Origin of the sequence: Cellulomonas sp. PSBB021, from assembly GCF_002240455.1 — a bacterium.
GTDB classification, from domain to species: Bacteria; Actinomycetota; Actinomycetes; order Actinomycetales; family Cellulomonadaceae; genus Cellulomonas; species Cellulomonas uda.
In genome coordinates, this window is record NZ_CP021430.1 from 1,748,890 (window position 1) to 1,774,251 (window position 25,362).

Sequence of the window (25,362 nt, forward strand, 5' to 3'; positions counted from 1 at the left end):
GGCGCGGGACAGGACCCGCACCCGCACCGAGGCGCTCGGGCGGTCAGACGACGCGACGCTTGAGCTTGCGGCGCTCGCGCTCGGACAGGCCGCCCCAGATGCCGAAGCGCTCGTCGTTCTCGAGGGCGTACTCGAGGCACTCCGCTCGCACGTCGCAGCCCGAGCACACCTTCTTGGCCTCGCGCGTCGAACCGCCCTTCTCGGGGAAGAACGCCTCCGGGTCGGTCTGGGCGCACAGTGCGCGCTCCTGCCAGCCCATCGGGCCGTCGTCGTCCGGCGTGCCGAACAGCGACAGGACGTTCGACGCCGCGACGGGCGCCTGGCGGTGCGCGTCGGAGGGGAACTCGGACGTGGCCCCGTCATCGTCGAGCAGGTTCCACATGCGTGCCTCCGGTGGTGCTTGGATCTGATGATCGACTGGTCGAGGCTCGACCTGTGCGGCCCCTGCGGCGGGCCGCCGTCGACGGCCGTGTCCACCGGTGCTGCGCCAGTTGGTTCTCGGACAATCCGAATTACACGCGTGTCGTTCCTAGGCGTCAACCGGGGGCGTGGTAGTTGTCCCGGTTTGTCGGGTGAACTTTCACATTCTGGCCACGCGGTCGGCGCGCCGCGGCTCCGGCGAGCCCCCTCTAGGGTGACGAGCATGCCCTCGCACACCCCCGCGCCGCGTGACCCGGCCGCACTCCTGCAGCTCCTGACGGCCGACCCGGGACGGCCTCGGCTCACGTGGTACGGCGACGACGGCGAGCGCGTCGAGCTGTCCGGGGCGGTGCTCGCGAACTGGGTCGCCAAGACCACCAACCTGCTCGTCGAGGAGCTCGACGCGGGCCCGGGGACCGGCGTCGGCAGCGACCTGCCACCGCACTGGCGCACCGTGCTGTGGGCGCTCGCGACCTGGCGTGCGGGTGCCACGCTCGTCGTCCCCGGCGACGCGACCGCGCGCGTGGGCGACGACGTCGACGTCCTGCTCACGACGAGCCCGCCGGAGCCCGCCCCACGCGCCGCGCTCGTCGTCGTGACCCTCGCCGCGCTCGCGCGCCGCGCCGACGGACCGCTCCCCGCCGGCGCCGTGGACGCCGCGGCCGCCGTCATGACGTACGCCGACCAGCTCGGCTGGGTGCCCCCCGCGGACCCGGCGCGCGCGGCACTCGCCACGCACCCGCAGGACCCGGCCGCCACGGTGCGGCACGCCGAGCTCGCGGCCTGGTGGTCCGGCGAGGACGCGGACCGCCCCCGCGTGCTGCTCGCGCCGCGCCCGGACGTCGCCGGCTGGCTGCGCGACGTGCTGCGGGTGCTCGCGGCCGACGGCTCCGTGGTCCTGCTCTCCCCCGCGCGCGCCGCGGGCCTCGCGCAGGACGCCGCCGCGCTCGAGCGGCTCGTCGCCACCGAGCGGGTCACCCGCACGCAACCGTGACCGTGACCGTGACCGTGACCGTGACCCCACGGAACCGTGACCGCACGGAACCATGACCGCACCCGCGTGCCTGGGACCTCCCGTCCCCGGCGGGCGGCCCCGCGTCGGTACGCTGTGCGAGGTCTCGGCGCCCCGCCGGGACCGTCCCGACCCGCTGCCCCGACCGGAGAACTGCCTGGTGAACGTGCGCATCGTGGCGTCCGCTGACGTCGATCCCACCGCGACGATCGGCGACGGGACGTCCGTCTGGCACCTCGCGCAGGTCCGTGACGGGGCGACGCTCGGCGCGGGCTGCGTCGTCGGACGCGGCGCCTACATCGGCTCCGGCGTGCGGATCGGCGAGAACTGCAAGGTGCAGAACTACGCGCTCGTGTACGAGCCCGCGGTGCTCGAGGACGGCGTGTTCGTCGGGCCCGCAGCGGTGCTGACCAACGACGAGTTCCCGCGTGCGGTGAACCCCGACGGCACGGCCAAGAGCGCGCACGACTGGACGGCGGTGGGCGTCACGCTGCGCGAGGGCGCGTCGGTCGGCGCGCGCGCCGTGTGCGTCGCGCCCGTGACGGTCGGACGCTGGGCCACGGTCGCCGCCGGTGCGGTCGTGACGAGGGACGTGCCGGACTACGCGCTCGTCGCGGGTGTCCCGGCGCGCCGGCTCAAGTGGGTGGGACGCGCGGGGGTCCCGCTCGAGGACGCCGGCGGCGGCGTGTTCCGCTGCCCCACCACGGGCGAGGTCTACGACGAGCACGACGGCGTGCTGACGCGACGTGCGTCGGCGGACGAGGAGCAGGACGCATGAGCGCAACGACGCCCACCACGATCCCGGCGGCCAAGCCGCTCATCGGTGACGAGGAGCGCGCCGCGGTCGACCGCGTGCTGCGCTCCGGGATGATCGCGCAGGGACCCGAGGTCGCCGCGTTCGAGAAGGAGTTCGGCGAGGCGCTCGTCGGCGGCCGCGCGTGCGTCGCGGTCAGCTCCGGCACCACCGGCCTGCACCTCGGCCTGCTGGCCGCGGGCATCGGCCCGGGCGACGAGGTGATCGTCCCGTCGTTCACGTTCGCCGCGACCGCGAACTCGGTCGCGCTCACGGGCGCGACCCCGGTGTTCGCCGACATCGACCCGCGGACCTACTGCCTGGACCCGGCGTCGGTCGAGGCCGCGATCACCGAGCGCACCGCCGCGATCATGCCGGTGCACCTGTACGGCCACCCCGCGGACGTCACGGCCCTCGGCGCGCTCGCGCAGGCGCACGGCCTGCAGCTGTTCGAGGACGCCGCGCAGGCGCACGGCGCGACGTGGCAGGGCGCGCCGGTCGGCTCGTTCGGCACGTTCGCGATGTTCTCGCTCTACCCGACGAAGAACATGACGTCCGGCGAGGGCGGCATGGTCTCGTGCGCGACGCCCGAGGTCGTGCGCCAGGTCCAGCTCCTGCGCAACCAGGGCATGGAGCGCCGCTACGAGAACGAGGTCGTCGGGTTCAACGCGCGCATGACCGACGTGCACGCCGCGATCGGCCGCGTGCAGCTCGGCAAGCTGCCCGGCTGGACCGCGCAGCGCCAGGCGAACGCCGCGTTCCTGTCCGAGCACCTCGAGGGTGTCGGTGTCCCGTACGTCGCGCCGGGCGCGACGCACGTGTGGCACCAGTACACGATCCGTGTCCCGCACGACCGCGACGGGTTCGCGAAGGCCCTGCTCGCCGAGCACGGCGTCGGCTCGGGCGTGTACTACCCGATCCCGAACCACCAGCTCCCCTCGTTCGGCCTCGAGTTCGACCTGCCGGTCACCCGCGAGGCGTGCGAGCAGGTGCTGTCCCTGCCGGTGCACCCGGCGTTGAGCGCCGAGGACCTCGAGCGCGTCGTCGCGGGCGTCAACGCGGTCGCGAAGGCGGGTGCGTGATGGCGAACCTGCGCGCCGGGCTCATCGGCCTGGGGATGATGGGGCGCCACCACGCGCGGGTCCTGCGCTCGCTGGACGGCGTCGACCTCGTGGCGGTCGCGGACCCGAGCGGCGACCGGCACGGCGTCGCGGGCGGGCTGCCCGTGGGCCGCTCCGTCGAGGACCTCATCGCCGCGGGCGTCGACTACGTCACCGCCGCGGTCCCGACGACGCTGCACGAGCAGGTCGCGATCACGCTCGCCGAGGCGGGCGTGCACTGCCTCGTCGAGAAGCCGCTCGCCCCCGACACCGCGGCCGCGCAGCGCGTCGCTGACGCGTTCGCCTCACGCGGGCTCGTCGGCGCCGTCGGGCACATCGAGCGCTACAACCCCTCGCTCCAGCACCTGCGCGAGCGGCTCGCCGGGGGCGAGCTGGGCGAGGTGTACCAGGTGGTCACGCGTCGGCAGGGCCCGTTCCCGGCGCGCATCGCCGACGTCGGCGTGGTCAAGGACCTCGCGACGCACGACATCGACCTCACCGCGTGGGTCACGCAGTCGTCGTTCGTGTCCGTCGCGGCGCAGACCTCGCTGCAGAGCGGCCGCGAGCACGAGGACCTCGTCGCGGTCGTCGGCAAGCTCGCCGACGGGACCGTCACCAGCCACCTCGTGAACTGGCTGTCGCCGTTCAAGGAGCGCGTCACGGTGGTCACCGGCGAGCGGGGCGCGTTCGTCGCCGACACGCTCACCGCCGACCTGACGTTCTACGCCAACGGCACGGTCCCGACGACGTGGGAGTCGATCGCCAAGTTCCGCGGAGTGAGCGAGGGCGACGTCGTGCGGTTCGCGATCCCGAAGCCCGAGCCGCTGCGCACCGAGCACGAGGCGTTCCGCGACGCGGTGCTCGGCAAGGAGGTCGACATCGTCACGATGCAGGACGGCCTCGCGACCGTGCGTGTCGCGGAGGCCGTGCTGCGCTCGGCCGCGACGGGCACGACGCAGCTCCTCGACTGATCCCGCACCGGACGACGACGCGCGCGGTCCCCACCACGGGGGCCGCGCGCGTCGTCGTCGGGCGTCAGGACCCGACCGACACCGTGAACAGCGTCGAGCGCAGGCCGAGCGCGATGCGGAACGCGTCGCCCGTGAGGGTCTTGGAGCCCGCCGTCCCCGTGACCGTCACGGACGTGGCCCGGCCGCCGTACGCACCCTTGCCGTCGCGCGTCACGGCGACCTTGGTGACCCGGCCGACGCCGAAGACGCTCTCGGCCGTCGCGCGGCTGACCGTCACCTGCCACGCCGGGTACGCGTCGTACGTGTCGGCCCGCGCCTTGAGGTACGGATAACCGCTGCGCGCGACGGTGTATCCCCCGTTGGACGCGCTGAACTGCGTGAACGCGAGCTTGCCGCCGTACGTCCGGACCAGTCCCGCGGTCGCCTTGACGGCCTCGGTGGTGCTCGCGGCCGTGAACGTCTGCAGCCGGGTGCCCTTGAGGTCGTACTCGGCGAGGCCCTTGAACACCTGGCACGCGGCCGTGTCGCACGTGTCGTACCACCACGGGCGGCTCGAGTACCCGGCGTCGAACGCGGCGTACGTGCGGGCGGCGACAGCCTGCGCGCGCAGCGCCTGCTGGTGCCAGTAGGAGGGCATCTCCGAGGGCACGACGGAGACGAGGTACGAGGTGTACGTCGTGCCGGCCGTGACGGTCACCGAGCTCGCGGACGTCCCCGTGAGGTTCGCGGCGAGGGTGCCGCGGTACTCGCGCGCCTTGGAGCCGTTGACGTTGCGCAGCGTGCTGTCCTTGGCGCGCACGGTCACCTTGGTCGACCCGGCGAGGGCGGTGCGCACGCGGCTGCTGGTGTACGGGTACCAGGTGCCGTTCGCCTTGGCCTGCAGCGCCCACGACGAACCCGAGCGGCGGACCTGCCAGAACGTCACCGTGAGGCGCTTGCCGCCCTGCACGACCGTCTCCGGCAGCGGCGTCGCGGCGTTCGACGTGCCCGTGACGGGGTTGCTGCCCGCGACCGTCAGGCCCGGCTCCGCGACGAACGTGAGCAGGTGGTCGGTGTCGTCGCGCAGCCAGACCTTGAGAGCACGCGAGTCCGACCGCGTGGTCGAGCCGGTGCCCGGGTAGTAGAACGCGAGGATCGTGCTCGCGGTGCGGCCCGCCTTCGCCTGGCCCTGCGCGCCGTACTGCGACAACCCGATGCCGTGGCCGAACCCGCGCCCGTCGATCGTCAGGTCGCCGGCAGCCGCCGGGCGGGCGTCCGCGAGCGGCCGCGCGGTGGCGGCGACGACCGCGCTGTCCGCGGTCCCGCCCAGCGCACCCGGCCGTTCGAGGCTCGAGTCGTCCGCCCAGGCCCCGGGAGCGGCCGCGCCGACGACGACCGCGGCGACCAGCGCCGCGAGCGCGCCGCGACGCACGCGCGCGCTCACGGCCGACCCTCGAGCGCGTCCTGCAGCACCCGCACCACCCGGTCGGCGGCGTCGCCCGACCCGTACGGCGTCGCCTGCGGCAGCGCACCTGGTCCTCGCAGCGCCACCTGCGCGAGCCGCGCGAGGTCCGCCTCGTCCGGAAGCAGCACGTTCCATCCCCCCTCGAGCGTCTCGACCCATTCCGTCTCGGTTCGCAGTGTGGTGCACGCGCGCCCCAGGAGGAAGGCCTCCTTCTGCAGGCCGCCGGAGTCGGTGACGACGCCGACCGAGCCCATCACGGCCGCGACCATCTCCGGGTACGGCAGCGGGTCGGCGACCACGACCGACCCCTGCGCGAGGTCGATCCCGTGCTCGGCGCAGCGGGCGCGCAGGCGCGGGTGCGCGAGCAGCACGAGCGGCACGGGCAGGGCGGCGAGCGCGGCGACGATCGCGCGCAGGCGCGCCGGGTCGTCGGTGTTCTCCGCGCGGTGGATCGTCGCGACGAGGTACTCGCCGTCGGGGACGCCGGCCGGACGGGTCCCCGACGCGGCGACCGCGTCACGCACCCGGAAGCACACGTCCGTCATCACGTCGCCAACGAGCACCGACCGCTCGGCCAGCCCCTCGTGCGCGAGGTGGTCCATCGCGACCTGCGTGGGGGCGAGCAGCAGGTCCGCGGCGTGGTCGGTGAGCACGCGGTTGTGCTCCTCGGGCATGCGCCGGTTGAACGAGCGCAGTCCCGCCTCGAGGTGCGCGAGCGGCAGGTGGATCTTCACCGCGGCGACCGCGGCCGCGAGCGTCGAGTTGGTGTCGCCGTAGACCAGCACCCAGTCCGGCCGGTGCTCGTCCATGACCGCCTCGAGCGGGCCGAGCATGGCGCCGGTCTGCGCACCGTGCGAACCGGACCCGACCGCGAGGTGCACGTCCGGTGCGGGGATGCGCAGGTCGGCGAAGAACACGTCGGACATCCCCGGGTCGTAGTGCTGACCCGTGTGGACGATCACGTGCTCGGCGCCCGCGCGGCCCAGGGCCTCGGCGATCGGGGCGAGCTTGACGAACTGCGGACGAGCGCCGACGACGCTCAGGACCTTCAACGCACTGCCTCCACCGCGGAGTCCGGGACCGCGCCCGTGCCGCCGAGCACCTGCAGCAGCGACACCTCCCGCACGGCGAACCACCGGTCGGTCGCGGCGGGGACCCCCGCACCCGCGGTGAGCAGGGTCAGCCGACCCAGCACGCCGCCCGTGAGGGAGTCGACGAGGTTCGCGTCCAGACCGGACGCGAGGACCACCGTACCGGCCTTGACCGAGGGCTCGTAGGCGTCGGCGACCGCCGCCGCGGTCGCGTACCGGTCGGTGCCCGACAGTCGCGTGAGCCGCAGGCCGTCCGCGCGCAGGGCGTCCGCCACGCTGCTCGTCACGACGCCCGTGCCGCCGACGATCGTCGCGCTGCGCGCACCGAGCGCCGTGATCGTCGCGCGGGTCGCGGGCGGGACGCTCGAGCGCGGCACCAGCAGCACGGGCTGGCCCGACGCCGCAGCGGGTCCGCCCGCGGCGGCCGCGTCGACGAGGTTGGCCGTGACGCCCGACGCGACGACGACGGAGCTCGCGGAGCCGAACGCCCGCGCGACCGCGGCGGCGGTCGCGTACCTGTCCGCCCCCGACAGGCGCGTGACGGACAGCCCCGCGGCGCGCAGCTGCGCGGACACGTCCGTGGTGAGCACACCCGTGCCGCCGACGAGCACGGCGCTCGTGGCGCCGCGACGCGTGATCTCGGCCATCGACGCCTCGGGCACGGAGCTGCGCGTCGAGAGGAGCACCGGCGCCTTGATCGAGCGCGCGTACGGCGCGGCGACGAGCCCGTCGACGAGCGAGGCCTGCTGGCCGGAGACGACCACGACCGTGCGGCCCGTGGGGAACGCGGCGCGACCGATGGCCGCCGCCGTGGCGAACCGGTCGTCGCCCGAGAGCCGCTGGACGTCCGACCTCGGGTCGGGCGCCGGGGCGCCTCGAGGCTGAGGTAGGCGGACATGATCCCGAGCCGCGACCCCAGCGCGGTGCGCACACCGTCGGTCGTCGGCTTGGCCAGGAGGTACTGCACCGAGCCGGCGGTGGACGTCGCCTTGAGCTGCATGGCCGCGCCCGAGCTCGCGCGCTGCGAGACCTCGAGGCGCGCCACGTCCGACAGCCGCGGGAACTTCGCGCGGATCTGCGCCTGCGTGATCGTCGTGGTCCAGGTCGCGTACGGGTTGCGCACGCGCGGGTCGACGGACCAGTGGTCGTCGCGGCTGCGCAGGTAGGGGATCGTCGCGCTCCCCCACACGTCCTCGGAGTTGGTCGTCCGACCGCCGGTCGACGACGAGTAGTACGTCTCGGCGAGCCGGCCGTCCGGCGCCTGGATCACGCGCGCGTTGCCCGACGCGCGGGTCGCGTCCACGGCCGCGACCCAGTACTTGCCGTACCCCGCCTCGGCCTCCTTGTTGTACGCCGTGTACTTCTGGTCGGTCGTCTCGTCGGTGAGGTGCGCGTTGATCGACGAGCGCACGCCCGCCTGGTACTTGCGGTAGGCGTACGTGCGCGCCGCGATCGCCTGCGCCTGCAGCGCGGACGCCGGCCACGACGACGGCATCTCCGCGATGCCGTACAGGTACTCGCTGTTGAGCCGCACGACGCTGACGGTGTTCACCGCGCCGCTCAGCGGGCCGAACGCGAGGCTCCCGCGCTTGTACCGCACGGTGCCCGTCCCACCGTTGGCGCCGGGCACGCTGACCACACCGCCCTTCCAGGTGAGCGTGAGCTCCGGCCACGTCGACGGGTTGGTGCGGTACTGGGTGCCGTCGACGGTCGTCGAGACGCGGGCGGTCCCGCTCGCGGTGGAGTACGTGAAGGTGAGCGACGACGCGGCGACCGACACGGTGGTGCCCGGCGCGGTGCCGAGCGTCCACGTCACGCCCGAGTCCCGGCTGACGGTGACCGAGGTGACGCCCGCACGGACCTGTACGCGGATCGAAGGGTCGTCGGTGCGCGTCGTGACCTTCGCGGGCGCGTAGTAGTGCTCGAGGATGTTCGTCGCCGAGCGACCGTCGAGCGCCATGCCGTACGCGCCGAACTGCGACATCCCCAGGCCGTGGCCCCAGCCGCTGCCGTGCACCGTGAAGGACGCGGGCGCGGCCGCCGGGAGGTCGACGGACGCGGCCGCACGCTCGGTGCGACCGCTCTGCGTCGGGCTCACGGGCGGGTCCATCGCGGCCGCCGGGGTCACGACGAGCGTGCTGGTGACGAGCGCCGCGAGCAGCGGCGTGAGGGCTCGGCGCATCAGATCGCCGCCACCAGGCTCCGCAGCGTGCCGGGCGTCACCGCACCGGCGCCGCCCGCGACGTCCAGCCGGTCCGTGCCTGCGGCCTTGAGCCACTTCTGCACGCCGCCGTGGCTCGCGTTCCCCGGCACCAGCACGACGAGGCGCGCGAGGGCACCGGCCGTGACCGAGTCGATCAGGTGGTCGTCGGAGCCCGCCGCGACGACGACGCGCGACGTCCCGACCGCCGACGCGAACCCCTTCGCGACCGCGAGCGCGGTGGCGTAGCGGTCGTCACCTCCGAACCGCACGACCTGTCCCTTCGTCACGGAGCGCACGGACGACGTGACGGCGAGCGACACCGCGCCGGTGCCGCCCACCACCGTCGTCGTGCGCACCCCTCGCGCCTGCATGGCGTTCTTCGTCGCCGTGGGCAGCGTGCCCGGCGCCGTGAGCAGCACGGGCTGCTCGGTCGCGGCCGCCGCCCCGCCGGCCGCCGCGGCGTCCACGAGGTTCGCCTGCGCACCGGACGCGAGCACGACCGAGCGGCCGGCCGGCATCCGCGCCGCGACCGCCGCCGCCGTGCCGTACCGGTCCGCCCCCGCCAGCCGGCGCACGTCCCGGACGCCGAGCGCCTCGAGCTGCGACTCGACGGCCCGGCCCAGCACGCCCGTCCCGCCGACGAGCCACACCCGCTCGGGGGCGCGGTGCCGGATCTCCGTCCGGGTGGCCTCCGGCAGCCCGTCGACCGCGCCGAGCAGCACGGGCGCGTCGAGCGACGCCGCGAACGGGCCGGCGACGAGCCCGTCGACGACCGAGGACTGCGTGCCGGCGACCAGCACGATGTCGTCGACCTGCTGCGAGCCACCGGTCGCGGCGCGGCCGAGCGCGACCGCCGTCGCGTACCGGTCGGCGCCACCCCAGCGCGAGATGCCGCACGACTCGTCGCCGTACCCGCCCTTCGGCAGCGCCTCGACGTACACCGTGTCGACGAGCCCGTGCCGCGTGGTCGTGATCGAGTACAGCCCTGGCGGTGCCGTCGAGCCGTCCGCGAGCTTCTGGCCCCACCGCACCGGCATCCACCCGCGGCTCTTGCCCGACAGGCTCGCGACGACCGAGCCGGTGCACACCGAGCGCACCGACGCCGACCACGTCGACCACCTCTTCGCGTACGCCTCGGCCACGACGTTGCGGCCGGGCGTGCTCGCGGCCGTCGCGACGCGCGACGTCACCCGGTTCACCTGGTCGGCCGCGTAGGAGCGGATCGTCGAGAGCCGGTTGTAGACCATCTGGCCCGGGCACGCGGTGGACCCGACGTCGCGGTGACCCATGATGACGGGCAGCTCACCGCGCCAGCCCGGCTTGCGCTTGGGGTGCGTGCTCCCGCTGCGGGCGGTCAGGACGGTGGTGCCGAGCGGGTCACGCCCGTACGACGCGAGCTTCCACGACGCGACCTGCGCGACGGCGCGCAGCACGGTCGTCGACGGGACCTTGCTCGTGAACTCGCCGATGATCGCGATGCCGATGGTGTTGGTGTTGAAGCCGCCCGAGTGGACGCCGAGCGGCACCTTGTCGAGCGACCCCTTGCGCCCCTCGTACACCGTCCCGAACCGGTCGACGAGGAAGTGGTAGCCGACGTCGCTCCAGCCGCGTCCCTTGATGTGGTACTCGTAGATGCCCCGCACGAGCGCCGGTGCCTGCGCGCGCGTGTAGTCGTTCGCGTTGACCGTGTGGTGGACGACGGCCGCCTGGATGGTCGAGCTCCAGTCGATGGGCTTGCGCAGCCGCTCGTTCGCGCGCCACTGCGCGCGCGTGACGATCGCGGGCCGCAGCGCGGCGGGGCTCACGCCGGCCACGGCGGTGGCGGTGTCGAGCGCGGTGGTGCCGGGGGCGACGCCCGCCGTCGCGTCGGTGACCTGCGTGACCTGGGCGTCGGCGAGGTCCTCGACGCCCGCGTCGACGAGCGTCGCGGACAGCCGCGCGGGCGCGGCTCCGGTCGCGGTCTCGAGCCGCACCTGCAGCCCGTCGGAGCCCGTGCGGACGAACGGCGCGGTGCCGCCGCGCGCACCCTCGGCCTCGGCGGTCCCGGCCTCGGGTGTCGCGGGGTCGACCTCGAGCTCCTGCCACGTCGACCACGCGCCGGCGTGCCGCGTGCGCACGAGCACGCGCGTGACCTGCGCCCCCGCGGCCCACGTCACGCCGACGAGGTCGAAGTCGGCGGTGCCGCGCGCCGCGGTGAGCACGGCGAGCCGGGAGGTCGCCGGCACCTCGTGGTCGTGGTCCGCGTCCACCGGCAGGTCGAGCGTGCGCCGGCTGGGGCCGTCGACGCCGCCGGCGAGCGGCACGGTGGTGGTGCGGACCGGTGCGTCCGGCGCGACGGGGACGCTGGTCGCGCCCGTCACGCCGCCGGGGTCCGCGCCCGCCGCCGGGAGGGCGTCGCGCGCCGGGGCCGCCACGGCCGCGGGGGCCGCCGTCACGGTCAGCGCGCCGACGAGAGCGCACACCAGGGCGAGGTGTCGGCGTCGTCGCATGGTGGTGCCCCTCGCTGCTCGCGGTCCAAGCCGCGGTCACAGTAATTCACACCTGTCACACATGCACGCAGGCCGCGGGGACCGGCGAGGCGTGGCGCGCCACGTCCCACCGGTCCCCGCGGTCGGCCGTCAGTCGGTGTCGCGCGTGCCCGACGCGCCCGCCAGCACGTCGACGAGCAGGTCGTGGTGCGCGGTCCGCACGACGTGCGCGTCGGGGTTCGCGCGTGCGAGCCGCGTCGCCAGCGGGATGCCGCGCGGGTCGCCCCACGTCACCAGCACCGGGTCGACGAGCAGGTCACCCCACGTCCGCTCGACGTAGCGCGCGAGCACGAGCGGGTCGACGTGCGCGTGCACGCCCTTCTCCCCCACGGTGCGCTTGAGCCGCGTGCTCAGGTCCTGCTGCCGCGCGGCGAGCGCGTCCAGGGCGTCCGCGCGGCCCAGGCCGCGCGCCAGCGGGCGCGCCGCGCCGAGCAGGACACGCGGCACGCCGTCGACCGTCCACCGCTCGAGACGGTGCGTGATCACCCGGTAGCGCGCGGGCGAGACGTCCAGGACGGTCACGCGGTCGTCGACATCGACGGCGTGCGAGCCGTCCGTCACGAGGTACGCCCGCGCCCCGCGCCGCGCCGCGTCCCGCACGACGCGCGTCGCGGCGGCGACGACCGCGCGGTGCAGAGCGATCGCGACGACGACCGGCGCGTCGGCCGGCAGCTCGGGCTCCGGCTCGCCGCGCAACGTGCGTCCGAGCGTCGCCGCGACCGTCTGCGGGCCGAACCGCAGCGCGAGATCCTCGCGCACGAGCCCCGGCCGGGCCGAGCGGTGCCGCGCCTCGAGGCCCTCGACGGCGGCCAGCACGTCGTCCACCTCGTCGCCGACCTCGACGAGCCACGCCATCCACAGGTCCTGGGCGACGTCGAGGTTGCGCTGCGCACCGCGCGTCGCGGTCGCCACGACGGGCAGCCCGGTCGCGAGCGCCTCCACGGCGGACAGCCCGAACGTCTCCGAGACCGACAGGTGCACGAGCACGTCCGCGTCGCGGTAGACCGCGGCGATCCCGGTGGGGTCGACGCGGCCGAGGAACCGCACCGCGTCCGCCACGCCGAGCTCGTCGGCGAGTGCGAGCGCGCGGTCGGTGTCGGCGCCGCCGCCCGCGACCGTGAGCGTCGCGTCGGGGCGGCGCGCGCGCCACGCCGCGAACGCGCGCACGAGCCGCAGCACGCCCTTGGCCTCGAGCACGTTGCCGACGTACAGCCACCGGTCGAGCCGGCCCGGCACGTCCTCGCGCAGCTCGAACCGCGTGACGTCGACCGGGTTGTGCACGGTGTGGACCGACTCGGCGACGTCCGGGTACCGACGGCGCAGGGCGCGCGAGGTGTCCTCGCCGACGCTCGTGAACCGCGCGGCCCCGCGCACCGTGTCGGCGTACATCGCGGACGTGCGCTCGTCGGCCCACAGCCGGTTGAGGTAGGAGGCGTGCTCGCTCACGACGACGCGCGTGCGCTCCCCGACGAGGTCGACGACCGCCCAGCCGGTCGGCATGCCGACGTGCGCGTGCACGACCTGCGCGGCCGCGAGCTCGTCGGCGTACGGCGCGAGCGCGTCACGCGTGAGCTCAGCGACGCGGGCGCGGGACGTGGCGGGCGCCACGACGAACGGCACGCGCAGCACCTCGATCCCGTCGATCACCTCGCGCGACGTCGCGACCGCCGGGGCGTCCGGGACGCGCGCCTCGACGTGCACGACGAGCGGGTCCGGGAACTGCTCGACCAGCGCGAGCGTCGTGGCCCGCACGAACGCGCCCCAGTACGGGTTCTCCGGCGTCGGGTACCAGGGGGTGACGACGACGAGCCGGCCCGGCCGGCCGGCCGCGGTCCGATCCTGCGTGGGCTCAGGCACCGGCCACCTCCGCGACCTCGGCGACGAACGGCTCGAGCAACGCGTCGCGCCGGTAGGTGCGGGCGTGCACCAGCGCGTCGACGTGCTGGCCGGCGGTCTGCTCGCGCGCGCCGCGGGCGGTCGCGACGAGCGCGTCGGCGACGCCCTGCGGCGTGAGCTCGGCCGCCGACCACGCGAGCGGGTAGCCGGCGAGCGGCTCGGCGATCGCGGTCGTCGGGGAGAACACGCCGGTGATCGGCTTGCCCGACGCCATGCACTCGAACACCTTGCCCGAGGTGACGTAGCGCGAGTCCGCCGCCATCAGCAGGATCGCGTCGAGGTCGTCGTACACCTTCCCGATGGTGGCCTTCGAGACCGGGCCCTCGTACGTGACCCCGACGTTCTCGTCCAACGGCAGCAGCGCGCGGATGCGGTCCGCCTGGCCGGCGAAGAACCCGAGGTGCCCGTAGACGTGCGCGGTCGCGCCCGCCATCGCGGGGTCGCGGCGGGCGAGCTTCCAGCCCTCCCACATCGCGTCGTGCGGGTGCCGGTCGGTGACCGTGCCGATGAACCCGAAGCGCAGCGGTGCGCCGGGCTCGGGCGAGCGGAACCCCGGCTCGCCGAGCAGGTCCGCGTCGTACCCGTTGGGCAGCACACGCATCCGGTCCGCGGCCGCGGGGTAGCGCTCGGCGTGCCAGTGCCGCAGCGCCTCGTTGACGAACGTCACGCGCGCGGCCGAGCCGATCAGCCGGCTCTCCCAGCGCCTCGCGAGGTGCCCGGGCGGGAACGCGTCGGTCTCCTCGAACAGGTCGAGGGTCCACGAGTCGCGGTAGTCCATGACGTACGGGATGCGGTGGCGCACGTGCGCCGCGTACGCCGCGGCGAAGTCCGACCACGGGTTCCCCGTCGCGACGACGACGTCGACCGGGTGGTGCCGGTGCACGCGGCCGATCGCGTTCGCGACGGGCAGGACCCACGAGCCGTACTGCTCGGGGAACACGTACTTCTGCCCCGCGATCGTCAGCGCGCGGTGCACGAACGGCAGCGTCGTCGCGAGACGCCCGCGGTGGCGCAGGTCGGGGTCGAGGTGCGACATCGGCAGCGGCACGCGCACGACGTGCACGCGCGGGTCGACGGTCGCGAGCAGCGAGTCGTCGCGCGAGCCGACGACCCGGTCGAAGAAGTCCTCCGTCACCGTCACGACCGTCACGTCCCAGCCCGACGCGGCGAAGTGGTTCGCCATCGCCAGCGGTCGGAACACCCCGCTCGCGCGGGACGGCGGGTAGTACAGCGCGACCAGCAGGACGTGCGGGCGTCGCCCGTCGTGGACCACTCGACCTCCTCGGGCGCGCCGGGCGCGCCGCGTCGACAAGGGACGACCTCCGCGTGGGTCCCGGTGGGTCCCGGGGACAGCGCGAAGGCCGTCGTTAGTATAGGGAGGCCGTTTCGCGCGGTTCCTGTCGACGTCCGTCAGCCCCGCCCCCGCACCCTCGAGGATCCTGTGAAGATCGCTGTCGTCGCCCTTGGCAAGATCGGCCTCCCGCTGGCCGTCCAGTTCGCGTCGAAGGGGCACGACGTCGTCGGTGTCGACGTGAACCCGCAGGTCGTGGAGCTGGTGAACGCGGCGACGGAGCCGTTCCCCGGCGAGGCGCACCTGCAGGACAAGCTCACCGAGCTGGTACCCGCGGGCCGGCTGCGCGCGACCACGGACTACGCCGACGCGATCCCCGGCGCGGACGCCGTCGTGCTCGTCGTGCCGCTGTTCGTCGACGACGAGACGTGGCAGCCGGACTTCGGCTGGATGGACGCCGCGACGCGCTCGCTCGGTGCGCACCTGACCCCGGGCACGCTCGTGTCCTACGAGACGACGCTGCCGGTGGGCACCACGCGCACCCGCTGGAAGCCCCTGCTCGAGGAGGTCTCCGGCCTGACCGAGGGTGTGGACTTCGACCTGGTGTTCTCCCCCGAGCGGGTCCTGACGGGCCGCGTGTTCGCGGACCTGCGGCGCTACCCCAAGCTGGTCGGCGCGCTGTCGCCGCGCGGCGCGCAGCGCGCGGTGGAGTTCTACGAGCAGGTGCTCGACTTCGACGAGCGGCCCGACCTGGCCCGCCCGAACGGCGTGTGGGACCTCGGCTCGGCCGAGGCGTCCGAGCTCGCCAAGCTCGCGGAGACGACGTACCGCGACGTCAACATCGGCCTGGCCAACCAGTTCGGCCGGTTTGCCGAGAAGAACGGCATCGACGTGCACGCCGTGATCGAGGCCTCGAACTCGCAGCCGTACTCGCACATCCACCGGCCCGGCATCGCGGTCGGCGGGCACTGCATCCCCGTCTACCCGCGGCTCTACCTGTTCAACGACCCGGACGCGACGATCGTGCGCGCGGCCCGCGAGGCCAACGCCGCGATGCCGTCGCACGCGGTCGACCTGGCGCGCGCCGCCGCGGGCGGCTCGCTGTCGGGGCTGCGCGTGGTCGTGCTCGGCGCGGCGTACCGCGGCGGCGTCAAGGAGACCGCGTTCTCGGGCGTGTTCGCGACCGTCGACGCCGCGCGCGCCGCGGGCGCGCAGGTGCTCGTGCACGACCCGCTGTACTCCGACGAGGAGCTCGGCTCGCTCGGCTGGGACGCCTACCACCTCGGCGAGCCGGTCGACGTCGCCGTCGTGCAGGCCGACCACGACGAGTACCGCACGCTGTCCGCACAGCAGCTGCCCGGCGTGCGCGTGCTGGTCGACGGCCGCCGCGTCACCGGCGAGCCCGGCTGGGACGGCGTCACGCGCATCGTGCTCGGCGCGGCCACGACGTGACGCGGCCCGGGGGCGGCGAGCGGCGGCTCGTCGTGCTGACGCCGTGGTACCCGACGGCCGACGCGCCCTACCACGGCTCGTTCGTCGAGCAGTCGGTCGCCGCGCTCGCGCACCCCGCGAGCGCGACGACGATCGTGCAGGTCACCTCCGTGGCGCCCGACGAGGCCGCCTCGCTCACGCGCGAGGACTCGCCGCACGGGACCGTCGTGCGTCTGCGTGTGCCGCTCGACCCGATGACGCCGCGCGTCGCGACCGCGCTCGCGCACCGCGAGGCGATCGTCGCCGCCCAGGCCGCGGGCGACCTGCCCGAGCTCGCGGCGGCCGACGTCGTGCACGCGCACGTCGGCATGCCGTCGGGGTTCGCGGTCGCGCCGCTGCTGCGCGCGGGGCAGCGGCTCGTGACGACCGAGCACGCGACCTACCTCGAGACCGTCCTGCGCACGCCGGACGGGCTCGCCGCGTACCGCTCGATGCTCGAGCGCGGGCACGTGCACCTGACCGTGTCCCGCGCGCAGGCGCGCGACCTGCGCCGCCGGGTGCCGGACCTGCGCCCGCGCGTCGACGTGATCGGCAACCCGGTCGACGACGCGCGGTTCGTGCCCGTCCCCGCGCCGCACGGGCCGCTGCTGCGCTGGGTCTACGTCGGCAACCTCGTCGAGCGCAAGAACGTGCGCACGGTGCTCGAGGCGCTCGCCGTCGCGGACCCCGCCGCGCGGCTCACGCTCGTCGGGGACGGCCCGCAGCGCGACGAGCTGGCGGCGCTGGCCGACCGCCTCGGCGTCGCCGACCGCGTCACCTGGCACGGCCCCGCACACCCCGACGAGCTCCCCGGGCTGCTCGCCGCGGCCGACGTGCTCGTCCACCTGTCCGACTACGAGACGTTCGGTCTCACGGTCGTCGAGGCGGCGATGGCGGGGCTGCCCGTCGTCGTGACCCGCAGCGCGGGCCCGCCCGAGACGCTGTCCGACGCCGCCGAGCAGGGGCTCGTCGCGTTCGTGCCCGTGCGTCCCGCGCCCCACGAGGTCGTCGCGGCGGTCACCGCGCTCGCCGCACGCGCCGAGACGTGCGACCGTGCGGCGGTGCGGGACGTGCTCGTCGCGCGCTACGGCACCGCCGCCTACCGCGACGCGCTGCGCCACCACCTGTTCGACGCCCCGCTCCCGTCCGCCGCGTCCACGGTCCGCGTCGTGCTGCTCGCGACGAGCGAGGCGGGCGCGGGTGCGCTCGTGCCCGTGCAGGCCGAGGCCGTCCGCGCCGGTGCGCACGTCCGGCTCGTGACGCAGCTCGCGGCCGAGGCTGTCGCGGCCGAGCCGGTCGTCGAGGTCGTCGACCTGTCGTCCGGGGTCGCTCGGCTGCCGTGGCGTGTCGCGTGGCGCGGGCTCGAGCTCGCGCCCGACCTCGTGCTTCGGGCGGTGCGGCGCGCGTGCGCGCTCGTCGCGCGCGTGCCCGGCCCCACCTCGGCCCTCGCGTCTCGCGGCGAGCGCGCCACGAGCGCGGTGCTCGCCCGCTGGCGCCGCGCCGCGGCCCGCGCGCGCCGCGGTGCGGACCGGGCGCTGTTCGCACGGGTCGAGGGCCGCGTGCTGCCGGACGCCGCGGACCGGCTCGCGCCGGGGTGGGCCGACGAGCCCGCCGACGTCGTCGTGCTCGGCGACCGCAGCGCCAACGCGCTCGCGGCCGTGCTGCGCGAGCGGCACCCCGACGCACGCGTCGTGCGACCGCCGAGCGACGCGACGCTGCGCCGGCTCCTGGGGGTCTGACCGCCCGCTGTCCGGGTGCCCCGGTCAGCCGTCGAGCAGGACCTCGCGCAGGACCGCGGCGCTGCGACGCCCGTCGTGCAGCTCTGCCACGAGCGCGGGACCCGCGGCGGCCGTCGCGCGCGCCGCGTCGCGGTCCGCGAGTACCGTGCGCAGCGTGCCGCCCAGCGCGTCGCCGGCGGACTCGAGCACGGGCAGGTCCCGCCCGGTCGCGGCGCGGACCTCGGCCCGGACCTGCGCGTCGACGTGGCTCACGACGAGCCGTCCCGCGGCCATCGCCTCGCACGCCGCGACGCCGTAGATGCCGAGCCGGAACTGGTCGAGCACGACGTCCGCGTCCCGGTACAGCGCGCGCACCTCGTCGGCGGGCACCCCGGCGACGACGCGCCGCTCCACGAGCCCCTCGGCGACGAGCGGCGCGAGCGCCCGCCCGACGAGGTCCGCGCCCTTGAGCACACCGTTGCTCGGCGCGAACACCACCCGCGGCACCGCGCGCTCCAGCACGGGCGCGTCGCTCGCCCACGCGTCCGCGTCGACGACCACCGGGCACCACCGTGCGCCCGGCCAGCCCGGCAGCAGGTCGGGCGTGGAGACCAGCACGGGGCCGTCGAACCCCGCGGCGCGGCGCCGGTTGCGCAGCGCGACAGACTCGAGCGCGCGCGTGCGCGGGTCACCGCCGGGCCCCGCGCGGAACGGCGAAGCCGGGTGGGTCGCGGCGTGCCGGCTCGGCACGCGCACGTCCGTGCCGTGCCACAGCAGCGCGACGCGCACGCCCCGGGCCTGCAGCGCACGCGCCTCGGCGACCGGGTCGAAGCCGTGCAGCCGCCCGAACAACGGCCGGCCCGCCTCGATCACGACCGCCTCGACGCCGGCGACGACCGCGTCGAACACGCGCTGCTGGTACGCGCGCGACGCGCGGTGCACCACGGCCAGCGGCGCGGTGTGGTCGGCGCCGTGCCGGAACCTCGGGTCCGCCGTGAACGCCCACGCCACGGCGGGCACGCCCGCGCGGTCGAGCGCCGCCGCCCACGCGAGCCCTTGGCCCGCGAAGTTCGCCGGTCCGAGCAGCACGCGCGCCGGGCGACCCGACCGGGGCGAGACCAGCGTCGGCACGGCGCCCGGGTCGGCCGTCCACGGCGCGCGCGCCCACTTGGCCGCGTCCAGCGCGCGGTCCACGGCGGGCGGGAGCGCGTGTCGGCGCGTCGTGAGGACGGACGCCGCACCGGCGGCGAGCGCGCGGGCTCGTCGAACCACGGGTCCTCCTCGTGTCTCGGCGGTGCTCCGCCGGTGCCGTGCGCGTCGCGTCGCGCAGACCCATTGTGACGGCCCGCGCGCCTCGCCGAGCACGCACGCGGCCTCGTCGGGCAGGCACCGCGTACCCTCGGGGGCGGCCCGCACCCGCTCTCCCGAGGGACGATGACCACACCGAAGCACCTGCTCCACCTCGCGTGGGGCTTCCCGCCGTCGCGCGCGGGTGGCGTGTACCGCGCGCTCGCGACCGTCAACGCCTTCGCCGCTGCGGGCTGGGACGTCACCGTCGTCACCGCGAGCCGCGAGACGTTCGAGCGGTACACGGGTGCGGACACGTCGCTCGAGGCGCTCGTCGACCCCCGCGTCACGGTCCGGCGCGTGCCGTTCGACTGGCCCGCGCAGGACACCGACATCCGCGGCTACTCGGCGCTGCGCGTCGCGCTCCCGCCCGTGTGGGCGCGCCTGCGCCGCCTCGCCGACGAGATCCCCTTTCCCGAGGCGTCCTACGGCCCGTGGCGCGCCCGGCTCGCCGCGGCCGCGCGCGCCGTGCACGCCGAGCACCCGGTCGACCTGACCCTCGCGACCGCGAACCCGCACGTGACGTTCGCCGCGGCGCACGACCTGCGGCGCGCCGCGGGCGTCCCGTACGTCATGGACTACCGCGACGCGTGGCGGCTCGACGTGTTCTCGGGTGCGACGACCGCCTCCGCGCACTCCCGCGTGGGTCGCTGGGAGCGCCGGCTCGTCGCCGACGCCCACGAGGTGTGGTTCGTCAACGAGCCGATCCGCGCGTGGCACCGGGAGCAGTACCCGCACGCCGCGGACCGGATGCACGTCGTCGCGAACGGCTGGGACCCGTCCCTGCTCGAGGTCCCGCTGGTGCACACGCCGCGCCCCGGCCCGGGCCTGCGGCTCGCGTACCTCGGGACCGTCACGCCCAAGGTCCCGCTGGCCGAGCTGATCGCGGGCTGGCGCCTCGCGCTGGCCGACGGACGCCTGCCCGCCGGGTCCACGCTCACGCTCGGCGGCCACCTGGGCTACTTCGCCGTCCCCCAGGGGACGCTGGCGCAGGCCGTCGCCGACGCCGCGGCCGACGGCGTGCGGTACGTCGGTCCCGTCGCGAAGGCCGACGTCTCACGGTTCTACGCCGACGCCGACGCGCTCGTCCTCGCGCTCGGGTCCGGCCGCTACGTCAGCAGCGGCAAGGTCTACGAGTACGTCGCCGCGGGCCGCCCCGTCGTCGCGGTGCACGACCCGCGCAACGCGACCACCGACGTCATCGCGGGGCACCCGCTCGTCGCGCGCGTGGAGCAGGTGACGCCCGCCGAGGTCGCGCGCGCCCTCGGCGAGGTCCCCGCGCTCGTCGCGGCCGCACCCGAGCACGCCGACACCCTCGCCCGCCTGGCCCTCGCGTACCGGCGCGACGCCCAGCTCGCCCCGCGCGTCGCCGCGCTCGGCGCCGCCCTCGACGGGGAGCACGCATGAGCACCCGCACCGTCCTCGTGGTCGCCTCGTCCGACACCTCGGACCAGGCCGTCGAGTCCCTGGCCGCTGCCCTGCGCGACGCGGGCGGCGACGTCGCGGTCGTCGACCTGCGCGCGCCCGGCACCCGCACCGCGACCGGCCGGCTCGCCGCAGCCCTGGCCGGGACCACCGCCTCGTGGTCCGCGGCCCGCCGCGTCACGACGGCGCAGCGCACACAGCTCCGGGACGCCGAGCTCATCGTCGCCGCCGACCGCACGGCCGTCCCCGCCGTGTGGCGCACGCGGCGCACCAACCCGAGCGCGGCACTGGTCAACGGCGTCCCCGCGGGGCAGCGCGTGCTCGCGGGGCGGCGGTGACGCTCAGACCCCGGCGGCCACCGGCGTCTTGACGAGGGCGGCGACCGCGTCGGCGAAGGCCGACAGGTCGTCCTCCGCGACGTACGCGCCGCCGGCGGCGACCGCCGCGTCGCGCACGCGCGAGAACCCGCCCAGGTCGGCCTGCCACGTCCGCAGTGCCTCGGCGGCGCCCGCGGCGTCGTCGACCACGACGCCCGCGGCGCTCTCGCGCACGACGCGCGCGCTGCGCGGCAGGTCGGTGGCCACCACCGCGAGGCCGCACGCGAGGTACTCGTAGAGCTTGCTGGGGATCGCGTCGCGGAACGCGGGAGTCTGGTCGAGCAGCAGCAGCCCGACCCATGCGCCGCGCGCGAGCGTCCACGCCTCGCGCGGGGGCTGGCGGCCGTGCCACCGCACGCACTCCGCGAGCACGGGCGACGCGAGGCGCTCGAGGAACTCCTCGCGGTCCGCGGGGGCGATGGGCCCGACGAGGTCGAGCTCCCACCCGGGAGCCGCCTCGACCGCGTCGAGCATGGCGAACAGACCGCGGCTGCGCCGCAGGTCACCGATGTACAGCGCGCGCGGGGTCGGCCCCGGCGCGGTCGGCCCCGGGAGCATCGAGGTGTCGGCGAGGTTGCGCACCACGAGGCGTCGCTCGACGTCCGTCATGAGGTGCTGGTCGGCGACGACGAGCAGGTCCGCACGCTGCGCGGCACGGATGCCGAGGCGCGCCCACACCGACGCGAGCGCACCGCGCACCCCCGACGCCCACGGGCGGTCCTGCAGCAGCAGCTCGTAGTCCTCGTGCACGTCGGTCACCACCGCGATCCGGCGGCCGGTGAGCCGGCGCAGGCCGCGCGCGAGCCACACGCCCGCCGCCGAGTCGGGGTCGAGCGCGACGAGCACGTCACCGCGGGCACGCAGGGGCAGCGTGAGCGCGTGCCACGAGCGGCGCAGTCCCCCGCCCCGTCGCCACGAGCGGGTCGACGCCTCGGGCGGCCCGGCGGCGGCCTGGCCCAGGCCGAGCACCTCGACCTCGAGCCCGCGCCGGCTCAGCGCCGCGACCTCGCGGTGCAGGCGGGCGTCCGCGACGTCGTGGCCCGACGTCACGATGCTCACCTGCGGCCTCATCGCGCGCACCCCGCTCAGAAGTCTTCGAGCGTGAACGCGGTCTCGCCGACCTCGAGGAACTTGGTGTACGCCGCGCCGCACTCCTCCGGGGTGCCGCGCATCATGAGCTTGCCCTTGTGGATCCAGATCGCGTCGTTGCACAGCTGACGGATCGACCCGAGCGAGTGCGAGACGAGGAACATCGCGCGCGCCGAGGACATCAGCTCGTCCATCTTCGCGGCGGCCTTGTTCTTGAACTTCGCGTCACCCGCGGACAGCGCCTCGTCGATCAGCAGGATGTCCGGCTCCATGTGGACCGACACCGCGAACGCGAGCCGCTGCGACATGCCCGACGAGTACGTGCGCATCGGCATGTCCATGAACTCGCCGATCTCGGCGAAGTCCGCGATCTCGTCGGCGCGCTCCGCGACCTGCTCGCGCGTCAGGCCCTGCGCGAGCCCGCCGAGCACCACGTTCTCCCGCCCCGTGAGGGCCGAGTTGAACCCGACACCGAGCGACAGCAGCGAGCTGATCTTCCCGCGCACCTCGATGCGGCCCGACGTGGGCGGGAGCACGCCCGCGAGCGCTCGCATGAGCGTCGACTTGCCCGCGCCGTTCGCGCCGAGGATGCCCAGCGCCGTCCCCACCGGGACGTCGAAGGACATGTTCTGGATCGCCTCGACCTCGCGCACCGCGCGCTCGCCGCGCCCGAAGCGCACGATCGCGCTCTTCAGGGTCGGCACCTTCTCGAACGTCGTGCGGTACGTGATCGACACGTCCTGGACGCTGACCGCGGGCGGGACGCTCGTGTCGACCTGGTACTTGCGCTCGATGCGCGGCTCGACCGTGGCGGCGGGCTTCTTGGCCGCGGGCTTCTTGGCCGCCGGCTTCTTGGCCTTGGGCTTCGGGGCCGCCTCCTCGCCCGCGGGTGCCGTCTGGTCGGCGGGCGCGTCGGGCGCGGACGGCGCCGCGGGCGCGTCGGGCTGCTGCGGGTCGGCGGGCTGCGCGGGCGCGTCCGCGCCCGTCGCGGTGCCGGACGGTCGTCGGGAGTCGCCCGACGTGCTCACCTCAGAGGCGGACAGCGAACTCACGCTCCCTCGACATGAAGAACAGGCTGCCGACGACGGCCATGCCCACGGCCCAGCAGGCCGAGATCACCCAGAACGACAGCGGCGGGACGGTCCCGTCGAGCACGAGGTCCGTCCATCCGCCGACCATCGTGAACAGCGGGTTGCCGTACAGCATGAAGTCGGCGAACCGCGCGAACTTGCCGGTCTGCACGGTGTCGACGGTCCAGATGATCGGCGACATGTACAGCCAGATGCGGGTGACGAACGGCAGGAAGCTCGACGTGTCCCGGAAGTACACCTGCAGCGTCGCCAGGACGGACGCGAGCCCGATGGAGAACACGACCATGAAGCCCAGGAAGACGGCCGCCAGGAGCATCTGCGGCCCCCACTCCTCGTCGGTGAAGGCCTTCATGATCAGGACCACGGGCAGCGTCGGCAGGAACCGGAAGAACGCGGTACGCACCGCGGACATCGGCATGAGCAGGCGCGGGAACGCCATGTTCATGATCAGTCGGCCGCCACCCGTCACCGAGCTCGCGCCCGCGGACATCGAGCCCGACACGAGGTGGAAGACGAACAGCCCGCTGACGATGTGCGCGAGCAGGTCGATACCGCCCTTGCCGCCGATGATGACGGTGAGAAGGAAGTACACGAACGACATGAGCAGCGGGTTGATGATCAGCCAGAGCTGGCCGAACACCGTCTGCGAGTGAGCGGCACGGATGCTGGCCTTCGACGACTCCGCCGCGAACGGCAGTCGCGCGCGCAGGTCGCGGAAGTACGGTCCGAACCTCGGCAGGCCCGCCCGGTGGGGCGAGTAGACCTGCAGGTCCGCGTCGGCATCGCGCACGACGTCCTTGGTCGACATGTGGTGGTCAGTCCTCCGTCACGTGACGGTCAGGCCCCGGGCCTTCGGTCGGGGCCGGACGGGGCGCATTCGCCGCAACAGGATAGACGACGCCCGTCGTCGCCCCCGCCGCGGAGGCGGATGCGGTCGTCCCGGGAGCGACCGCCGGTGCTCCCGCACGCGGCAGCCCGCGCAGGAAGCCGGAGCCCCACGCGAGGTGCATCGTGGCGACGACGCCGGGCAGGCGGCGGCGCGCCGCGGGAGGCAGGTCGCGGCCGACGACGGCGCAGCCCGCGACGACGGCCGCGGCGTACCCCACGGGCGCGGAGAGCCCGACGAGGAGCCAGCGCGGGCCGGCGGTCGCACCGACGGCCGCGACCGCGGTCCCCAGGGCGATCCCGGCGACCGCGGCGGGGGGCGCGAGGTAGCGCAGCCCGGCGGTCTGCGGGTGGCGCTTGATGACCTGGCGCCGCCACTGCCCCGTGCGGAAGAACTGCCGCGCGAGCGCGCGCACGTCGCCGCGCGGCCGGTACGTCACGCCGAGGTCGGGCACGAACCAGACGACCTCGCCGGCCTCCCGCAGCCGGTGGTTGAGCTCCCAGTCCTGCGCGCGCACGAAGTGCTCGTCGTACCCGCCGACCCGCTCGAGCGCGTCGCGCCGGAAGACCCCCAGGTACACGGTCGGTGCGGGCCCCGGCTCGCCCCCGGTGTGGAACGCGGCGGAGCCGATGCCGAGCGGGCTGCTCATCGCCCGCGCGACGGCGTCCTCGAACGACGTGGTCCCCAGGGGCACCATGCGTCCGCCGACGTTGGCGGCGCCGGTCTCGAGCAGGGCATCGACGGCGCGCCGCACGTAGTCCGGCTCGAGCTCGCTGTGGCCGTCGACGCGCACGAGCACGTCGTGCCGCGCGGCGGCGACCGCGAGGTTGAGCCCGTCGGGCGTGCGTCCGGTCGGGTTGTCGATGACCCGCACGCGGGCGTCGCGCCCGGCCAGCTCGTGCGCGATCTCCAGCGTCCGGTCGTGGCTCGGTCCGACGGCCAGCACGACCTCGAGCTCGCCGGCGTAGTCCTGGCCCAGGACCCGCTCGATCGCGGCCGTCAGGTGCCGCTCCTCGTCGCGCACCGTGAGGAACACGGAGACCGGAGGCAGGTGGCTGGTGCCGTCGGGCTCCGACGGGCTCTTCGCGGGGGACATCGCCGACAAGGCTAGCCCAGGCGACGACGTGCGCAGGCTCGCGCGCGACGCCCGTCAGGGCGATCCGGGACGGTTGCCTCGGCGCCCGGCGCGACTGCGCGACCCGCCGCTGTG

Annotated in this window: 21 protein-coding genes and 1 pseudogene; 9 read left to right on the forward strand and 13 right to left on the reverse strand. The window is 75.3% G+C overall.

Annotated features, from left to right (window positions below):
• Positions 1-43 precede the first annotated feature (43 nt).
• Positions 44-382: a WhiB family transcriptional regulator gene (locus CBP52_RS18575; protein WP_094180498.1), complete on the reverse strand. Its 339-nt coding sequence runs from the start codon at positions 380-382 to the stop codon at positions 44-46.
• 261 nt (positions 383-643) lie between these two features.
• Between CBP52_RS18575 and CBP52_RS07935 the strand changes: the two genes are divergently transcribed.
• The 4 genes from CBP52_RS07935 (at position 644) to CBP52_RS07950 (ending at position 4,296) form a co-directional block, all read left to right on the forward strand.
• Complete coding sequence (locus CBP52_RS07935) at positions 644-1,414, forward strand: TIGR03089 family protein (RefSeq protein ID WP_094180499.1); 771 nt, start codon at positions 644-646, stop codon at positions 1,412-1,414.
• Between the two features lie 178 nt (positions 1,415-1,592).
• Positions 1,593-2,210 carry an acyltransferase gene (locus CBP52_RS07940; RefSeq protein WP_232514711.1) on the forward strand — a complete coding sequence of 206 codons (618 nt, stop codon included), beginning with the start codon at positions 1,593-1,595 and terminating at the stop codon, positions 2,208-2,210.
• Positions 2,207-3,307 (forward strand): DegT/DnrJ/EryC1/StrS aminotransferase family protein, encoded by a 1,101-nt coding sequence (locus CBP52_RS07945; RefSeq protein WP_094180501.1) that lies wholly within the window; start codon positions 2,207-2,209, stop codon positions 3,305-3,307. The genes CBP52_RS07940 and CBP52_RS07945 overlap by 4 nt, the downstream gene beginning before the upstream one ends.
• The gene (locus CBP52_RS07950; protein WP_094182251.1) at positions 3,307-4,296 is read left to right on the forward strand and encodes a Gfo/Idh/MocA family protein; all 990 of its coding nucleotides are present in this window, start codon (positions 3,307-3,309) and stop codon (positions 4,294-4,296) included. Before CBP52_RS07945 ends, CBP52_RS07950 begins: the two co-directional genes overlap by 1 nt.
• 64 nt (positions 4,297-4,360) lie before the next feature.
• Here CBP52_RS07950 and CBP52_RS07955 read toward each other — a convergent pair whose 3' ends face one another.
• The 4 genes and pseudogenes from CBP52_RS07955 to CBP52_RS18685 form a co-directional block, all read right to left on the reverse strand.
• Positions 4,361-5,719: a SpoIID/LytB domain-containing protein gene (locus tag CBP52_RS07955; RefSeq protein WP_094180502.1), complete on the reverse strand. Its 1,359-nt coding sequence runs from the start codon at positions 5,717-5,719 to the stop codon at positions 4,361-4,363.
• On the reverse strand, positions 5,716-6,792 hold the full coding sequence (wecB, locus tag CBP52_RS07960; RefSeq protein ID WP_094180503.1) for a non-hydrolyzing UDP-N-acetylglucosamine 2-epimerase: 1,077 nt from the start codon (positions 6,790-6,792) through the stop codon (positions 5,716-5,718). Before wecB ends, CBP52_RS07955 begins: the two co-directional genes overlap by 4 nt.
• The gene (locus tag CBP52_RS18205) at positions 6,789-7,934 is read right to left on the reverse strand and encodes a cell wall-binding repeat-containing protein (RefSeq protein ID WP_369826344.1); all 1,146 of its coding nucleotides are present in this window, start codon (positions 7,932-7,934) and stop codon (positions 6,789-6,791) included. The genes wecB and CBP52_RS18205 overlap by 4 nt, the downstream gene beginning before the upstream one ends.
• Positions 7,850-8,326 (reverse strand): annotated as a pseudogene (locus CBP52_RS18685) (SpoIID/LytB domain-containing protein); the annotation flags it as partial. The pseudogene CBP52_RS18685 and the gene CBP52_RS18205, both read right to left, overlap by 85 nt.
• Between CBP52_RS18685 and CBP52_RS17895 the strand changes: the two are divergent.
• The gene (locus CBP52_RS17895; protein WP_198303627.1) at positions 8,271-8,747 is read left to right on the forward strand and encodes a hypothetical protein; all 477 of its coding nucleotides are present in this window, start codon (positions 8,271-8,273) and stop codon (positions 8,745-8,747) included. The pseudogene CBP52_RS18685 and the gene CBP52_RS17895 sit on opposite strands and share 56 nt — an antisense overlap.
• A 265-nt stretch (positions 8,748-9,012) precedes the next feature.
• Here the strand turns inward: CBP52_RS17895 and CBP52_RS07975 are convergent, their stop codons facing one another.
• From CBP52_RS07975 to CBP52_RS07985, 3 genes are all read right to left on the reverse strand, one after another.
• Complete coding sequence (locus CBP52_RS07975; RefSeq protein WP_157732543.1) at positions 9,013-11,523, reverse strand: cell wall-binding repeat-containing protein; 2,511 nt, start codon at positions 11,521-11,523, stop codon at positions 9,013-9,015.
• A 129-nt stretch (positions 11,524-11,652) separates the two neighbouring features.
• Positions 11,653-13,419, reverse strand: coding sequence for a glycosyltransferase family 4 protein (locus tag CBP52_RS07980; protein ID WP_094180506.1), 1,767 nt, complete (start codon positions 13,417-13,419; stop codon positions 11,653-11,655).
• A complete protein-coding gene (locus tag CBP52_RS07985; RefSeq protein ID WP_094180507.1) occupies positions 13,412-14,731 on the reverse strand; it encodes a glycosyltransferase in 1,320 nt (439 codons plus the stop codon). Before CBP52_RS07985 ends, CBP52_RS07980 begins: the two co-directional genes overlap by 8 nt.
• A 168-nt stretch (positions 14,732-14,899) precedes the next feature.
• Here CBP52_RS07985 and CBP52_RS07990 point away from each other — a divergent pair, with 168 nt between their 5' ends.
• Together CBP52_RS07990 and CBP52_RS07995 are read left to right on the forward strand one after the other, a co-directional pair.
• Positions 14,900-16,201, forward strand: a complete 1,302-nt coding sequence (locus CBP52_RS07990; RefSeq protein WP_094180508.1) for a nucleotide sugar dehydrogenase — start codon at positions 14,900-14,902, stop codon at positions 16,199-16,201.
• Positions 16,198-17,958: a glycosyltransferase gene (locus CBP52_RS07995; RefSeq protein ID WP_094180509.1), complete on the forward strand. Its 1,761-nt coding sequence runs from the start codon at positions 16,198-16,200 to the stop codon at positions 17,956-17,958. The genes CBP52_RS07990 and CBP52_RS07995 overlap by 4 nt, the downstream gene beginning before the upstream one ends.
• Before the next feature lie 24 nt (positions 17,959-17,982).
• On the opposite strand, the gene CBP52_RS08000 is transcribed toward CBP52_RS07995, so the two are convergent.
• Positions 17,983-19,209, reverse strand: coding sequence for a hypothetical protein (locus CBP52_RS08000; RefSeq protein ID WP_094180510.1), 1,227 nt, complete (start codon positions 19,207-19,209; stop codon positions 17,983-17,985).
• 162 nt (positions 19,210-19,371) lie between these two features.
• On the opposite strand from CBP52_RS08000, the gene CBP52_RS08005 reads away from it, so the two are divergent.
• Both CBP52_RS08005 and CBP52_RS08010 read left to right on the forward strand, forming a co-directional pair.
• On the forward strand, positions 19,372-20,691 hold the full coding sequence (locus CBP52_RS08005; protein ID WP_094180511.1) for a glycosyltransferase: 1,320 nt from the start codon (positions 19,372-19,374) through the stop codon (positions 20,689-20,691).
• On the forward strand, positions 20,688-21,047 hold the full coding sequence (locus CBP52_RS08010) for a hypothetical protein (RefSeq protein WP_094180512.1): 360 nt from the start codon (positions 20,688-20,690) through the stop codon (positions 21,045-21,047). The genes CBP52_RS08005 and CBP52_RS08010 overlap by 4 nt, the downstream gene beginning before the upstream one ends.
• 3 nt (positions 21,048-21,050) lie before the next feature.
• Here CBP52_RS08010 and CBP52_RS08015 read toward each other — a convergent pair whose 3' ends face one another.
• Genes CBP52_RS08015 through CBP52_RS08035 form a run of 4 tightly spaced genes read right to left on the reverse strand, consistent with a single transcriptional unit; the run spans position 21,051 to position 25,248 of the window.
• Positions 21,051-22,145, reverse strand: coding sequence for a glycosyltransferase (locus tag CBP52_RS08015; protein WP_232514712.1), 1,095 nt, complete (start codon positions 22,143-22,145; stop codon positions 21,051-21,053).
• A 26-nt stretch (positions 22,146-22,171) separates the two neighbouring features.
• Complete coding sequence (locus CBP52_RS08020; protein WP_232514713.1) at positions 22,172-23,227, reverse strand: ABC transporter ATP-binding protein; 1,056 nt, start codon at positions 23,225-23,227, stop codon at positions 22,172-22,174.
• Positions 23,205-24,074 (reverse strand): ABC transporter permease, encoded by an 870-nt coding sequence (locus CBP52_RS08030; protein WP_094180513.1) that lies wholly within the window; start codon positions 24,072-24,074, stop codon positions 23,205-23,207. The genes CBP52_RS08020 and CBP52_RS08030 overlap by 23 nt, the downstream gene beginning before the upstream one ends.
• Before the next feature lie 7 nt (positions 24,075-24,081).
• Positions 24,082-25,248 (reverse strand): glycosyltransferase family 2 protein, encoded by a 1,167-nt coding sequence (locus CBP52_RS08035; protein ID WP_094180514.1) that lies wholly within the window; start codon positions 25,246-25,248, stop codon positions 24,082-24,084.
• Positions 25,249-25,362: the final 114 nt, after the last annotated feature.

Bases quoted from the DNA above. Each gene is read 5' to 3' on its own strand.
- CBP52_RS08005 (WP_094180511.1), top strand. From the start codon at position 19,372: ATGACCACACCGAAGCACCTGCTCCACCTCGCGTGGGGCTTCCCGCCG.
- CBP52_RS07935 (WP_094180499.1), top strand. From the start codon at position 644: ATGCCCTCGCACACCCCCGCGCCGCGTGACCCGGCCGCACTCCTGCAG.
- CBP52_RS08030 (WP_094180513.1), bottom strand. From the start codon at position 24,074: ATGTCGACCAAGGACGTCGTGCGCGATGCCGACGCGGACCTGCAGGTC.
- CBP52_RS07950 (WP_094182251.1), top strand. From the start codon at position 3,307: ATGGCGAACCTGCGCGCCGGGCTCATCGGCCTGGGGATGATGGGGCGC.
- CBP52_RS07975 (WP_157732543.1), bottom strand. From the start codon at position 11,523: ATGCGACGACGCCGACACCTCGCCCTGGTGTGCGCTCTCGTCGGCGCG.
- CBP52_RS08035 (WP_094180514.1), bottom strand. From the start codon at position 25,248: ATGTCCCCCGCGAAGAGCCCGTCGGAGCCCGACGGCACCAGCCACCTG.
- CBP52_RS07945 (WP_094180501.1), top strand. From the start codon at position 2,207: ATGAGCGCAACGACGCCCACCACGATCCCGGCGGCCAAGCCGCTCATC.
- CBP52_RS18575 (WP_094180498.1), bottom strand. From the start codon at position 382: ATGTGGAACCTGCTCGACGATGACGGGGCCACGTCCGAGTTCCCCTCC.
- CBP52_RS08010 (WP_094180512.1), top strand. From the start codon at position 20,688: ATGAGCACCCGCACCGTCCTCGTGGTCGCCTCGTCCGACACCTCGGAC.